This window comes from Vibrio sp. D54 (assembly GCF_021728075.1).
GTDB lineage: Bacteria > Pseudomonadota > Gammaproteobacteria > Enterobacterales > Vibrionaceae > Vibrio > Vibrio alginolyticus.
Genome location: NZ_JAKKCS010000013.1, coordinates 123,191 through 136,902, shown reverse-complemented (window position 1 = coordinate 136,902; position 13,712 = coordinate 123,191). Strand labels below are relative to the sequence as shown.

The window sequence follows — 13,712 nt, the reverse complement described above, 5'->3', positions numbered from 1 at the left end:
AACCTCATCAACTACAGTGAGTTTAAAAGCGAGGGAGTAATCGCGCTGAGTTCTTTTAGTTGTTGATTTCATAACACTCTCCAATTTTGGGGGTGGAAAGTGTCAACCTTATTTAGGACAGTACAATTGAATGATTTAGAGCCGCTCGATGAGAGCGGCTTTTTTTATGATTGAACTTGATGAGTGACTCATTTAAAATAGTTAGTCTTGCTAACTAAGTGGTGGTGGCTTTTATGGCATTAGAAGAAAGCTTGATTGATTTAGAGCGTTTTTGCGCCAAAGCTTGGCGTGTCTATGCCAAAGAAGATCCATTATCACATCTAAGCTTTAATGAGTTCGATTATTTACGTGTGATTCAGGTTTACCCTGAGGGTGTGCGAATAACCGATCTTGCAGAAGAGCTGCAAGTGACTAAGCCTTCCGCATCGACAATGGTTGTGCGTTTGGAAAAAAAGGGTTTGGTGAAACGCATCGCATGTAATGAGGATGCTCGTGCTAAGCGTGTGTTGCTTACGGAAGAAGTCGCAGAAAAAATGTCTTTGGAGCAGGTAGTGTACAAAGATATCTCTGACCAAATGATGCAACAATTAAATCAGCAAGAAGCTGAACAGTTACAAGCTTTATTGAATAAAGCATTGAGTAATAAGTCATTTTAAACTAAAGCAAAGGCCTCAGCTGTATGGTTTAGTTTTTGTTGTTTCATCTTTCTTTTATTTAATTTAATCATTTAGTTAGCCTTGCTAATTAAATGGTTAGCTTTGCTAACTACTGGTGACAGTCATGCAAAACTCAATTTATAGACAGTTTTGGAAATATACGATTCCAACCGTCGCAGCAATGCTCGTGAACGGTTTGTATCAAATAGTTGATGGCATTTTTATTGGCCGTTATGTTGGCGCTGACGGATTAGCTGGGATCAATGTTGCGTGGCCTATTATCGGTTCGATCCTCGGTATAGGAATGATGATTGGGGTGGGGACTGGTGCACTGACTTCGATCAAGCAAGGAGAGAACGATCATGAAGGCGCTAAGCGGATCCTAACGACCGGATTGACGTTGTTAGCGGCATTGATGCCGGTCGTTGCTACAATATTGTTCTTGTTTTCGGATGAATTTATTCGCTGGCAAGGTGCGGAAGGGCGAGTGTTTGAACTTGCGCTGCAATATTTGCATATTCTGATTGTCGCGTGCGTATTCACGTTGGGTTCTATCGCGGTTCCGTTTCTGTTACGCAATGACGACAGCCCGAACTTAGCAACGATTTTGATGGTCATCGGTGCCGTTATTAACATTGTATTAGACTACGTATTTATTGCTTGGTTGGAGTGGGAGTTAACCGGAGCCGCTATTGCCACTGCACTTGCACAATTAGTGGTCACTGTGCTCGGTATTGGTTACTTCTTTACTTCAAAAGCAACATTACGCCTTCGTATCAGCGACTTCAAAGTTCAGGTTGATGCTGCACCAAAGATTATCATGATAGGTACATCAAGTTTCTTTATGTACGCCTACGGCTCTGTGATGGTGGCACTGCACAACGCGTTATTTGCTCAATACGGAAGTGCAATGTTGATCGGAGCGTACGCGATTTTGGGGTACATCGTGACGGTTTACTATCTGATAGCCGAAGGAATTGCGAATGGTATGCAGCCTTTAGTGAGCTTCAACCACGGTGCACGTAATCAGGATAACATTAGAAAGTTATTAAAGGTCGCGATGGGGACATCTGTGCTTGGCGGGGTGGCGTTCGTTGTTTTGATGAACCTTTTCCCGTACGAACTGGTTTCGGTGTTTAATAATGCAGACCAACAGTTGATTGATAGCACGGTGATCGGGATTCGTTTACACATGTTTGCGTTGTTCTTAGATGGTTTTTTAGTTGTGGCGGCCGCGTACTATCAATCAGTAAACAAAGGCAGCAAAGCTATGTTTGTAACACTAGGCAACATGCTGGTCCAGTTACCATTCTTATTCATTATGCCGAAACTTTTCGGCGTGACAGGTATTTGGTTAGCTTTCCCATTGTCTAACATTGCATTGAGTTTGGTCGTGATCAGTATGTTGTGGCGAGATGTGAAAAAGCTGCTTAATGAGAGTTCTGTCGAACCAACAGTGCAAGCCTGTTAACAATGGCTGATAGAGAAAAGCGAGGTTGGGCCTCGCTTTTCTTTTTTGGGGAGCTAAATGTTTTTTACTTCTAAGCCAGCTAGCTGATGCCAATAGCCATTGCATTGGCGGCTTTCGAGCTTTTCAGGGTTGTCGCCGTATTCGTTTGAGCGAAAATGCTCTAACTCAGAAAGTGTACTCACACCGAGAGGGCTTAAGCGGACCACATCAACCAGCCCTTGCATGCTTGGTAAGTCATTGATCAGGTTATAACAATACCCTGATTGTGTTTGAATGCCGTTAAGGTTAAAGACTTCTTGCCCTTCTTGGCTGCTGACCTGGATACCCGTAGGGTATTTGATACAGCAGGTTTCGCAATCGTCTTTCGCTCGGTTTTCAGCTCGGGCTGTGAAACAGCGGGCGGAATACGCTAAAGGCAAATAACCGTGGCTAAATACCTCAACTTCAAACTTGTTACGAATACCAAGCTCGTCACACTGAATTAAAGTATCGTTTAACCATTCGCGAGATAGCTCGACAGGCATGCACCAACGCATCATACCTTGCTTCAAAAATAAGTTGAGCGTGTGTGCGTTATAAGTATTGATTGCAGGGCCAACGACGAAAGGCACTTTATGCTCTGATGCTAACTGAACAGCAGATACGTCATTTGCTTCAATCGCGAAGTCACCGTTGTCGATGTACTTCTTCATTATGTTTACTTCACTCGGAGCTTCTAGTAGTGCCATCGTTGATAGCACCACTTGCTTGCCAGATGCAGACAGCTCTTTTGCGATTTCAAGCCAATGCGAAGGCTTCATTTCTCGACGTTTTGAACATACGGTTTCCCCAAGATAGATGATGTCCGAGGAGCTTGATTTCGCTTGTTCATAAAACGCTTCGATGTCTTGTTTTGGCCAGAAGTACAACAGCGGACCAAGCGCGTATTTCATTGAATTATCCATCTTAACCTCTACTGCCATTTGCGGTGATAAGCACCAAGTGTGGTCTGCGTACCTTCAGATACGTTTGCCAATGCGGCATCCCAAGCCGCTTCGACTTGGTAAGCTTCTGGGTTTGCTTGGTAACGGTCAATCGCGGCTCGCCATGTTCGAGTGACTTGTTCTACGTAAGCAGGGCTACGTTGGCGACCTTCAATTTTTACAGACGCCACATTTGCAGCAAATAGTTCTGGCAGCATAGAGAGGGTGTTCAAACTGGTTGGTTCTTCCAGTGCGTGGTAGCGTTTTTTCTCGCCTTCGATTTCTGCTTCGAAACGACCTTTACACAAGGTAGGGTAGCCCGCATTTTCACCGGTGCTGTAGCGATCGATCAAAATGTCGTTAAGGCGGGATTCCAGACCATTTTCTGTTTCTTGCCAGCGAACGTACTTAGCTGGAGAGCATGCTCCCACAGTGTTTGGAGACTCACCTGTCATGTATGACGATAGGTAGCAGCGACCTTCAGACATGATGCAAAGGCTACCAAAAGCAAAGACTTCTAACTCGACATCGTTAGTGATGTTGCGCGAAAGTTGTTTGACCTGATGAATCGATAAAACGCGAGGTAGTACTACCCGTTTTACGTTGAAGTTTTGTTTGTAAAAATCAATGGCTGCGACGTTGGTCGCTGATGCTTGCACTGAAAGGTGTAGTTCCAGATCGGGATATTTGCGAACCGCGTACTCCAGCACTGCAATGTCTGCAACAATCAGCGCGTCTACACCCAGTGCCGCTGCATTGTCTACTGCGTTCGTCCAGCGCTCGAAGCCATTGGGATGAGCGAAGGTATTCAACGCGACATGAATTTTTTTATTGCGGTCATGAACGTATTGCACCGCTTTTTCTAACTTTTTGCCGTTAAAGTTGAGGCCAGCAAAGTGACGGGCGTTGGTATCATCTTTGAAACCAATGTAGACGGCATCGGCACCGCAATCAATCGCAGTTTTTAACGCAGGCAGGTTACCTGCGGGACACAAGAGTTCCATATGCTCACAATCATTGAGAATAAAAAGGTGTCCGCATTTTATGAAGAATTATGAATAGCGAAATTGACCTAAGTTAGGTTTAGCTCAATAAAGTCGATATTTACCCCTTGCGAGTAAGGGTATCGGGTCGGGGTTAGTTCTTGTGACGACGATTCTGTACAAACAGCTCTTCAATTTCATGTTTTGGCTGCGGGCGATAAAAATGGAATCCTTGAATCGCATTACATTGAAGGTTAGAGAGCAGGGTCGCTTGCTGGTGGGTTTCCACCCCCTCGGCAACGACAGTTAAGTCGAGCGACTTACCCAAATTAATGATGTTTTCAATCACAGTGACTTGTTTCGGTAGTGTGTCGATATCATTAATAAAAGCGCGGTCGATTTTTAGCTCGTCAATAGGAAAACGCGCTAAGTAGGAAAGAGAAGAGTAGCCGGTACCAAAGTCATCGATAGAGAGAGCGAAGCCAAGCTTTTTAATCGCATTCAACATTTGCAGTGTATGTTCGCTATCACTCATCACGGCACTTTCGGTTAGCTCGAAGGTAATGCAGCTTGGATCAAGCTCGGTAGTGCGAAGCAACTTTTCCATAAAGTCGATCAGCTGTGGGTTGCCAAATTGCTCGGGAGAGAGGTTGATGGCGACACGGCCTGGCAGTATGCCTTGTTGCTTCCAACGTTTTACCGTATTGAAAACATCACGCATCACGACACGTCCAAGGTGTTCGATTAACCCAGCGCGCTCGGCGACAGGAATGAATGAGCCAGGACTAATGTACCCTTCGACTGGATGCTTCCAACGAACGAGCGCTTCTGCGCCGTTGATACTGAAGTCTCGCGCGTTAACCTTAGGTTGATACCACACTTCCAAACCGTTCTGCTGCAATGCTTTTTGCAGTTCGATTTCAAGCCACAAACGCATACGCGCTTCTTTGTTCATTTGATCGTTAAATTTGATCAGACGATTTCTACCACGATCTTTGGCTTCATACATCGCAGTATCGGCATTTTGTAGTAGGATTCGCGCATCTTGTCCGTCTTCAGGGTATCGAACGCTACCAATTGAACAGGCAAGGCGTTTGCTGAAGTGGTGTAAATCGAAAGGCTGGTTGATCAACGAGATAATGCGATCGGACAAAATTTCAGCCATGCGGGTATTTTCTGGCTCCGGTAGAATGACGCCAAACTCATCGCCACCCAAATGACCAATAATCGCTTGGTTTGGCAGTAACCGTTTAAGACGGGCCGATACCTCTTGAATCACTTTATCGCCAATATGATGACCAAGTGAGTCATTAATGTTTTTGAAGTTATCGATATCCAAATAGAACACCAGAAGCGGTGTTTGCTTTTTGATCAGCTGTTCCAAACGTTTGGTGAAGCCAAAGCGGTTGTAGAGTTTGGTGAGCGAGTCAATGTGTATGTCTTCATTCGATGCAGAAGACAGGTTTTTGGGCGCATCATCAGCATCTTGGATTAGGATAATTTGAGATTCGCTACCTAATATCGCCGTGGAATCCGCGTGTAGCTGAACTTTCCGTTCAAAGCCGCATCTTGCGCTGGTTAAGCAGACAAAAGGTTTGTCAGAAATTAATGTACTCAATCGATGACTAAATACCTTTTTACTGTTTTCATCGATGAATAAACGACTTAGCTCTTCGCCCAACAATTCATGAGGGGAGTTAAGTCCGAGAAGGCGCGCTGATGCGGGGTTCGCAGAGATGACAATATCATCTTCGATAAGCAGTAAGCCGTCTGGTAGCAGTTGTGTTAACTTCGCAAACTTACTTTCGGACTCTTCTAAGGAGCGAACGAGTATCTGCTTTTCTGAAGTATCGACAGCGTGAAAAACAACAAAGCGAATGTCGTTACCTTCAAAAACTGGCGAAAGACTAAAGTGAAGGCTGGTTTCAAGGTCGGTTTCATCGAGCGTGATTTCGGCTTCGACATGTGCCCCTTTGAACGCGCGCTGATAGTATGGTGCAAGCTTCTTATAAAACTGCTCACCCAGCACTTGGCAATCGTTTAAGCCGACGATTTCCTCATGACTTAAACCTGCGATATCGCAGTAACGGTCACTTACCATTCGATAATTGTGTTTTTTATCAAGAATGGCAAAGAAGAAAGGGCTATTTGAGGTTAGCGTGGCAAACCAATGTTTTAATTGCTGGGAAGGCATTAGGGTATTACCGATCTCCAATGAGCCAGATTATTCGTCCGTGTATAAAAAGCGACACCCTGATAAGCCTGCGGCGGTCTACCACCAAGCTAAAGTGTTACCTGCCATTAAAGGGCTCGCGGTTTTAGCTGTGCAGTCGACAATCACATGGATACGCTCAGATAACTATAACTTTGAAAATACGGTTGTAAAAGTGTTTATCCACCTGTTCGCATCAATAATACACGTAAGTTCAAAAAAAGAAGCGTTAGTGAGCAATAAACCACCAATCTAAAATAAGCACTTTATTGATACATAACAGTAATCTCATCGCCACGATTGCTTAATATAAGCAACCTAATGACAAAGTAACGGATAATGAACGTGTTAAACAAGATTCGCAGTCAACTTGTAAAGAACGCAGCTAATATTTTGCGTTCTCCAGTCCAGTTATTACCACAGCCAATTCAGCAAAAAGCGTTGCTGGAAGGGCTAAAAATGGTGTTTAAAGAAGCCTTGGAAGATGGTGACTTTGAGTTCCTTGAAGACAAGTGGTTAAAAGTTGCGATTAAAGACTTGAACTTAGCATGGTACATCAGCTATCAAGACGAAAAATTGGTGGTAGCTGAAAAACCAGTTCAGGAAGATGTGAGTTTTAGTGGTAATCTAAACGACCTAGTACTGATTGCTGGTCGTAAAGAAGACCCTGACACACTGTTCTTCCAACGTCGCCTTTCAATTGAAGGTGATACTGAGCTTGGCTTAGAAGTGAAAAACTTAATGGACAGTGTCGACTTAGAGCAGTTACCGAAAGCAATGCAAGTCGCTTTGAATCAATTGGCTGATTTTGTTCAGAAAGGAGTTCAAGCGCCTGCACAACCAACCGGAGTAGCGAATGCTTATTCGAACTGAAGCCCCAGCGGACATTCTTACCATTGACCGCTTATTGAAACACGCCTTCCCGACGGAAGCTGAAGCTGAGCTTGTGATGCGTTTGCGCGAAAACAGCAAATTCACGCTTTCCTTAGTTGCGTGTACAGATGAGGGAGAGGTGATAGGCCATGCTTTATTTAGCCCTGTGACCTTAAATGGTGAAGATTTGTCATGGCAAGGGCTAGCGCCATTAGCTGTTCATGAAGATTACCGTCGCCAAGGCATCGCTGCAGAGTTGATCAAAGAAGGTTTTGATTCACTGCGTGATTTTGGCTATCCAGTGTGTGTGGTGTTGGGCGATCCTGATTATTACGCGCGCCAGGGTTTTCAATCATGCGACGAGATGGGCTTTGAATGTGCTTGGGATGTCCCTAAAGGTGCATTTCGAATCGCAGAGTTGGTCGAAGGTCAATGTGCCGGACGCTCCGGACGTATAGACTATGCGCCAGAGTTCTCTGAACTGTAAATGAAAGAAGCCCACGACTAAGTGGGCTTCTTTCTTATTCACTGAAAACTGAGATAGGGAGGTTACGATGACTGGTTACTTTTCTTTTTGCCCCAGACCTCTATTTTCGCTTTTTTACTTACCCCTAGCAGGCTGAGTTTTGTGCTTCCCCAGCTACTGTAAGTCATTTCAATCTGTTTTAGCTTGGCTTCTTTTGTACCTGGAAGGCTCCAGGCACGAGTCGACAATCCGCTTGTTAGTACGCCCATAGAGGAAAGCTTTTTCTCACTACCATCTGTCATGACGACTTTTAAACCATTAATGTCTACCGTTCCTTGCACACATTTTAGTTTTATTTTACTGAAGCTTCGGTTTCGGAATAGGCTATTTGGTGTCACGGTATCTGTTTCTGTATGAAAGTTAACGGTTTTCGTTGCAATCAGCTCCCACTCATCGCTGTTATTAGCAAAAACACTCATGCTGGTGGCGGCTACCAGTGTGCAAAGTAGTAGCGTATTTAAGAATTTCATAATGTACCTTATATGTCATACCCAATGTGTGGCCGTTGGCAAAACGCTATGTTAAGGAATATCCAAATCATCTCATTGTGTTCAGGTGTTCCTTGAAGTCCTTTAGGTATAATCGCGATAATTTGATAGGATTGCCCTCGTTCAAATAGGTGACGGAAAATGTCAATTAACGAGAAACAGTATTTACGTGAAATGGGGATCAGCACATGGGAGCTGGTACACCCTGAAAGACTGGAAGGCTATCAATCGCCATTATTGGATTTGCAAAGTTCATGTAAACTCCTATTGGTATCGCCAATATGTCCAGAAAACGAGACGGCATTGATGTTTGAGCGCGTATTAAAAAGCATTAAGCTCACGCTTGATGATGCGCTGCACCTAGAGCCTGAGCGCTTATCCATGCTGGGTGAACATCAGCTAGAGTGGGTGTGGTTTGCAGGCTGTGAGGCTGATAAAAGCATCAAGGCAAAGCACCTGATCTCGCCACTATTACAAGATATTGATGGTAATAACGAACAGCGCCGCGCATTGTGGCAACAAATCTGTTCGTACTCTTAACGGAGCTAATGCGTGACAATTGAAATTACGCCGATGCGTGCAGAGCACCTCGACCAAGTTTTGCAAATCGAGCAGCAAGCACATTCTCACCCTTGGGCCGAATCTTTGGTTCGTGACTTATCCAGTCGCGGTGCTTGCCATCATGTGATGCTGGAAGGCTCTCAAGTGGTTGGTTACTTCTATGGACAGAATATTGTTGGAGAAGTGACACTATTAAATATTGCAGTAGCGCCTTCTCAACAGGGCAGAGGGCTAGGGCAAAAATTGCTGGACGCGTTTATTGAACACTGTGAACAAGCCAAAGCAGAGAGTGCTTGGTTAGAAGTACGTGAAAGTAATCACCCAGCTATCCATATTTATGAGCAAGCAGGTTTTAATGAAGTGGACCGTCGTTACAACTATTACCCAGCTAAATCGGGAAATGGTAAGGAAGACGCCATTATCATGAGTTACTTATTTTTGAGTTAGTTTTAGGCCGTTACTAATTACCTCATCAACACTTATGCTTTAAATGCGTATCCGGATTCGAGGCTTTTGAATATGTAATAATAATTTTTTGAATTTTTACATCTCTTTGTGTGGAGCTGGCTTTCCCTTGTTAGTTGCAGGTAAAGGCTGGTGAGCCGAGTAAATTCAGTTCATATCTTTCCAGTTTGCTAGCACAGCGATAATAAGCGAGAATACCGCACAATATCGAATAGTAGATATGCTTGCCTGTTTTGTGAGCATGAAAGTAATTTAGAAGATTAACTAATGTCAAATCCCCTTTTTTTAGGCGAAGTGTCTAAGCGCAGAACGTTCGCTATTATTTCTCACCCGGATGCGGGTAAAACCACCATTACTGAAAAAGTCCTTTTATTCGGAAACGCGATCCAAAAAGCAGGTACGGTTAAAGGTCGTGGTAACGCACAGCACGCAAAATCAGACTGGATGGAAATGGAAAAAGAACGTGGTATCTCGGTAACCACTTCTGTAATGCAGTTCCCTTACAATGACTGTCTGGTAAACCTACTTGATACGCCTGGACACGAAGACTTCTCGGAAGATACATACCGTACGCTAACGGCAGTAGACTCGTGTTTGATGGTTATCGATGCGGCGAAAGGTGTCGAGGATCGTACACGTAAGCTGATGGAAGTAACGCGTCTGCGTGACACGCCAATCGTAACCTTCATGAACAAACTTGACCGTGACGTTCGTGATCCAATGGAAGTATTGGACGAGGTAGAAAACGAGTTGGGCATGATGTGTGCGCCAATTACATGGCCAATCGGCTGTGGTAAAGAATTTAAAGGTGTGTACCACATTCACCGTGATGAAACGATTTTATACGAATCAGGTCACGGTCATGAGATTCAAGAAGTTCGAATCATCAAAGGTCTCGATAACCCAGAGCTTGATGAAAAAGTTGGTGCAGGCCTTGCGGAAAGTGTTCGAGAAGAGCTTGAGCTTGTTATGGGTGCTTGCCCTGAGTTTGATTTGGAAATGTTCCTAACAGGTGACCTGACGCCAGTTTACTTCGGTACTGCATTAGGTAACTTTGGTGTGGATCATATGCTAGACGGTCTAACTGAATGGGCTCCAGCGCCGAAAACTCGTCAAGCGGTTGAACGTGAAGTTGAAGCGACTGAAGAGAAGTTCTCTGGTTTCGTATTTAAGATCCAAGCGAATATGGACCCAAAACACCGCGACCGTATCGCATTCATGCGTATTGTATCGGGTACTTACACGCAAGGTATGAAGATGAACCACGTTCGTCTTGGCAAGCAAGTGAGTATCTCTGATGCAGTAACCTTTATGGCTGGTGACCGTGCACGTGCAGAACACGCTTACGCCGGAGACATCATTGGTCTACACAACCACGGCACTATTCAGATTGGTGATACCTTTACGCAAGGTGAATCACTGAAGTTCTCTGGTATTCCGAACTTCGCTCCGGAACTATTCCGTCGTATTCGCCTGAAAGATCCACTAAAGCAGAAGCAGCTTCTCAAAGGTTTGGTTCAGCTATCAGAAGAAGGTGCGGTACAGGTATTCCGTCCTCTACAGAACAACGATCTGATCGTTGGTGCCGTTGGTGTACTTCAGTTTGATGTTGTTGTGGCTCGTTTGAAGTCTGAGTATAACGTTGAAGCGATTTATGAAGGCATTAACGTTGCAACTGCGCGTTGGGTTGAGTGTGGTGATGCGAAGAAACTGGATGAGTTCCAACGCAAGAATCAAGCGAACTTAGCATTGGATGGTGGTGATAACCTAACGTATATCGCTCCAACAATGGTTAACTTAAACTTAGCGAAAGAGCGTTTTCCTGACGTTGATTTCCGTGCGACACGTGAGCACTAATTTGCGCGGTTAGGGTAAGCCGTAACGCAAACTAGATTTTAAAACGCCCTTGGCTATAAACTTAGCCAAGGGCGTTTTTATATAAGGATAAGATATGAACTGGTTTAAACGTGGGCTAAAGCGTTACGACAATTGGTGTAAAGAAATGGGGTTAACCCCCGATCAGAAACGCAGTTGCGTCCCATATCGAAAAGACCCTGCCCACCAAACTGAAGAGAAGAGTGAAGCCCAACGATCTTCTGATTTTCTGCCCGCAGATACAGATAAAAAACGTCAAGATGAAGCTCTTTGATACGCACTGCCACTTTGATTTTGATGTGTTTCAAGATGACTTTGCGCATCAACTTGAGCTTGCTCAAACGCAAGGCGTCGCAAGAATTTTGATTCCTTCCGTCGGTCCGCAAAACTGGGCTCGTATTCAAACTTTGGCAGAGCAACATGCCAATTTATATTATGCGCTCGGCTTTCATCCGTATTTTCTTGAAGATAACGTTGAGCAGCACCTTACAGAGCTAGAAGGCTATCTAAATCAAAAAGGGCCACAGTGCGTGGCAATAGGAGAGTGTGGTTTAGATTTTGCCATTGATGTTGATCCACAGTTGCAAGAAAAGACACTTGAAATTCAATTTGAGCTGGCTAGACGCTTCGAGCTCCCAGTTATTTTACATAGCCGAAAAGCGCACAATCGCCTCATTCAAATGGTGAAAGTGGCGAATCTCCCTAGAGGTGGTGTGCTACACGCTTTTTCTGGGAGTTATCAGCAAGCCATGGAGTGGGTCAAATTAGGTTTTTTTATCGGTGTAGGAGGAACGATTACCTACCCAAGAGCCAAGAAAACACGCGACGCAATTCAAAAATTACCACTCGAAAACCTAGTAATCGAAACAGACGCACCAGATATGCCTATACTTGGGTATCAAGGGGAGTCAAATCACCCAGCCAAACTCATTCACGTCTTTAATGAACTCGTAGAGTTGCATAACGGCCGAAAGCAATCGATTGCCTCTCAACTGTGGAAAAATAGCAATTTTGCTTTCTCGATATGTGAATAAAATCTAAAGATGTGGTTTGAAATCGAAAACGTTTTCCTGCTTATTGTGAATTAACTCACAAAGCTGGTTGAATCAATCATGAATCTTATAGGAAAGTGTGAGGCTGGCATTACTTTAATTGATTCTGCATGAGTATAATTGCCCCCGCTTTATAGCTCCATTTTGTAACACGCCAATAAATAACTTATAAGGAAGTCATAAACTATGAGCCTGTTTATGAGCCTAATCGGTATGGTAGTGCTTCTTGCGATTGCAGTAGCATTTTCTAACAACCGAAAAGCTATCAACTTTAGAACTGTGGGTGGCGCATTCGCTATCCAATTCGCATTAGGTGCATTTGTTCTGTATGTACCTTGGGGCCGTGATCTACTAAACGGTTTCTCTTCAGGTGTTTCTAACGTTATCAACTACGGTAACGATGGTTCATCATTCCTGTTCGGTGGTCTTGTTTCTGACAAGATGTTCGAAGTATTCGGCGGCGGCGGTTTCATCTTCGCATTCCGTGTTCTTCCTACACTGATCTTCTTCTCTGCACTGATTTCAGTTCTTTACTACATTGGCGTTATGCAATGGGTTATCAAGATTCTTGGTGGCGCACTACAAAAAGCGCTAGGCACTTCGCGTGCGGAATCAATGTCAGCAGCAGCTAACATTTTCGTAGGTCAAACTGAGGCACCTCTAGTTGTTCGCCCATTCGTTCCAAAAATGACTCAATCAGAGCTATTTGCGGTAATGTGTGGTGGTCTAGCTTCTGTTGCTGGTGGTGTACTAGCTGGTTACGCATCTATGGGTGTTCCACTAGAGTACCTAGTTGCGGCATCATTCATGGCAGCACCAGGTGGTCTACTGTTCGCTAAAATCCTTCACCCAGAGACTGACCAGCCTCACGAAAGTATCGAAGAAGCGATGGACGGCGGTGACGACAAACCAGTTAACGTAATCGACGCAGCTGCGGGCGGTGCGGCTTCTGGTCTACAACTTGCGCTTAACGTAGGTGCAATGCTAATCGCATTCGTTGGTCTAATCGCGCTAATCAACGGTATGCTAGGTGGCATCGGTGGTTGGTTCGGCATGCCAGAACTAACACTAGAGCTAATCCTAGGTTACGCGTTCTCTCCACTAGCATTCCTAATCGGTGTTCCATGGGCAGAAGCTGTAACAGCTGGTTCATTCATCGGTCAGAAAATCGTAGTGAACGAATTCGTTGCTTACTTGAACTTCACACCATACCTAGGTGAAAACGCTCAAGTAATCGCGGCAACTGGTGAAGTAATGTCTGAGAAGACAACAGCTATCATCTCATTCGCACTATGTGGTTTCGCGAACCTTTCTTCTATCGCGATTCTACTTGGTGGTCTAGGTAGCCTTGCACCAAACCGTCGTAGTGACATCGCTCGCATGGGTGTTAAAGCAGTTCTTGCAGGTACGTTGTCTAACCTTATGGCAGCGACAATTGCAGGCTTCTGCTTAAGCCTTGCAGCACTTTAATTAGAATCGGTTCTTAATATATAGACGCCGTTTTAAATCATGCCCTGTAGCAAGAGATTGCTGCGGGGCATTTTTCGTTTTTCGGGCCTAAAAAATTAACCGCACGTAGGTCTACGTG

14 protein-coding genes are annotated in these 13,712 nt (G+C 44.5%); 10 read left to right on the top strand and 4 right to left on the bottom strand.

The window, feature by feature from the left end; genetic code table 11:
- The first annotated feature begins 233 nt into the window (after window positions 1-233).
- On the top strand, window positions 234-656 hold the full coding sequence (locus tag L3V37_RS16990; RefSeq protein ID WP_005380103.1) for a MarR family winged helix-turn-helix transcriptional regulator: 423 nt from the start codon (window positions 234-236) through the stop codon (window positions 654-656).
- Window positions 657-780: 124 nt separating this feature from the next.
- On the top strand, window positions 781-2,127 hold the full coding sequence (locus tag L3V37_RS16985) for an MATE family efflux transporter (protein WP_237306647.1): 1,347 nt from the start codon (window positions 781-783) through the stop codon (window positions 2,125-2,127).
- Between the two features lie 53 nt (window positions 2,128-2,180).
- Here the strand turns inward: L3V37_RS16985 and L3V37_RS16980 are convergent, their stop codons facing one another.
- From L3V37_RS16980 to L3V37_RS16970, 3 genes are all read right to left on the bottom strand, one after another.
- Complete coding sequence (locus L3V37_RS16980; RefSeq protein WP_237306650.1) at window positions 2,181-3,059, bottom strand: U32 family peptidase; 879 nt, start codon at window positions 3,057-3,059, stop codon at window positions 2,181-2,183.
- 20 nt (window positions 3,060-3,079) lie between these two features.
- Complete coding sequence (locus L3V37_RS16975; protein WP_237306646.1) at window positions 3,080-4,093, bottom strand: peptidase U32 family protein; 1,014 nt, start codon at window positions 4,091-4,093, stop codon at window positions 3,080-3,082.
- A 133-nt stretch (window positions 4,094-4,226) separates the two neighbouring features.
- Window positions 4,227-6,266: a bifunctional diguanylate cyclase/phosphodiesterase gene (locus L3V37_RS16970; protein ID WP_005380112.1), complete on the bottom strand. Its 2,040-nt coding sequence runs from the start codon at window positions 6,264-6,266 to the stop codon at window positions 4,227-4,229.
- A gap of 363 nt (window positions 6,267-6,629) precedes the next feature.
- Between L3V37_RS16970 and L3V37_RS16965 the strand changes: the two genes are divergently transcribed.
- Together L3V37_RS16965 and L3V37_RS16960 are read left to right on the top strand one after the other, a co-directional pair.
- Window positions 6,630-7,157: an SCP2 domain-containing protein gene (locus tag L3V37_RS16965; protein ID WP_005394645.1), complete on the top strand. Its 528-nt coding sequence runs from the start codon at window positions 6,630-6,632 to the stop codon at window positions 7,155-7,157.
- A complete protein-coding gene (locus L3V37_RS16960; protein ID WP_017820425.1) occupies window positions 7,141-7,644 on the top strand; it encodes a GNAT family N-acetyltransferase in 504 nt (167 codons plus the stop codon). Before L3V37_RS16965 ends, L3V37_RS16960 begins: the two co-directional genes overlap by 17 nt.
- A 62-nt stretch (window positions 7,645-7,706) precedes the next feature.
- On the opposite strand, the gene L3V37_RS16955 is transcribed toward L3V37_RS16960, so the two are convergent.
- The gene (locus L3V37_RS16955; RefSeq protein ID WP_031781040.1) at window positions 7,707-8,153 is read right to left on the bottom strand and encodes a hypothetical protein; all 447 of its coding nucleotides are present in this window, start codon (window positions 8,151-8,153) and stop codon (window positions 7,707-7,709) included.
- A gap of 159 nt (window positions 8,154-8,312) precedes the next feature.
- Between L3V37_RS16955 and L3V37_RS16950 the strand changes: the two genes are divergently transcribed.
- The 6 genes from L3V37_RS16950 (at window position 8,313) to L3V37_RS16925 (ending at window position 13,594) form a co-directional block, all read left to right on the top strand.
- Window positions 8,313-8,711: a DNA polymerase III subunit psi gene (locus tag L3V37_RS16950; protein ID WP_053306748.1), complete on the top strand. Its 399-nt coding sequence runs from the start codon at window positions 8,313-8,315 to the stop codon at window positions 8,709-8,711.
- A gap of 12 nt (window positions 8,712-8,723) precedes the next feature.
- A complete protein-coding gene (rimI, locus tag L3V37_RS16945) occupies window positions 8,724-9,179 on the top strand; it encodes a ribosomal protein S18-alanine N-acetyltransferase (protein WP_206954571.1) in 456 nt (151 codons plus the stop codon).
- 285 nt (window positions 9,180-9,464) lie between these two features.
- Window positions 9,465-11,054, top strand: a complete 1,590-nt coding sequence (gene prfC / locus L3V37_RS16940; RefSeq protein WP_005380123.1) for a peptide chain release factor 3 — start codon at window positions 9,465-9,467, stop codon at window positions 11,052-11,054.
- A gap of 94 nt (window positions 11,055-11,148) precedes the next feature.
- Complete coding sequence (locus L3V37_RS16935) at window positions 11,149-11,346, top strand: DUF5363 family protein (protein ID WP_033905572.1); 198 nt, start codon at window positions 11,149-11,151, stop codon at window positions 11,344-11,346.
- A complete protein-coding gene (locus L3V37_RS16930) occupies window positions 11,333-12,106 on the top strand; it encodes a TatD family hydrolase (RefSeq protein ID WP_237306645.1) in 774 nt (257 codons plus the stop codon). The genes L3V37_RS16935 and L3V37_RS16930 overlap by 14 nt, the downstream gene beginning before the upstream one ends.
- A gap of 204 nt (window positions 12,107-12,310) precedes the next feature.
- Window positions 12,311-13,594 carry a NupC/NupG family nucleoside CNT transporter gene (locus L3V37_RS16925; RefSeq protein WP_005380131.1) on the top strand — a complete coding sequence of 428 codons (1,284 nt, stop codon included), beginning with the start codon at window positions 12,311-12,313 and terminating at the stop codon, window positions 13,592-13,594.
- Window positions 13,595-13,712 lie beyond the last annotated feature (118 nt).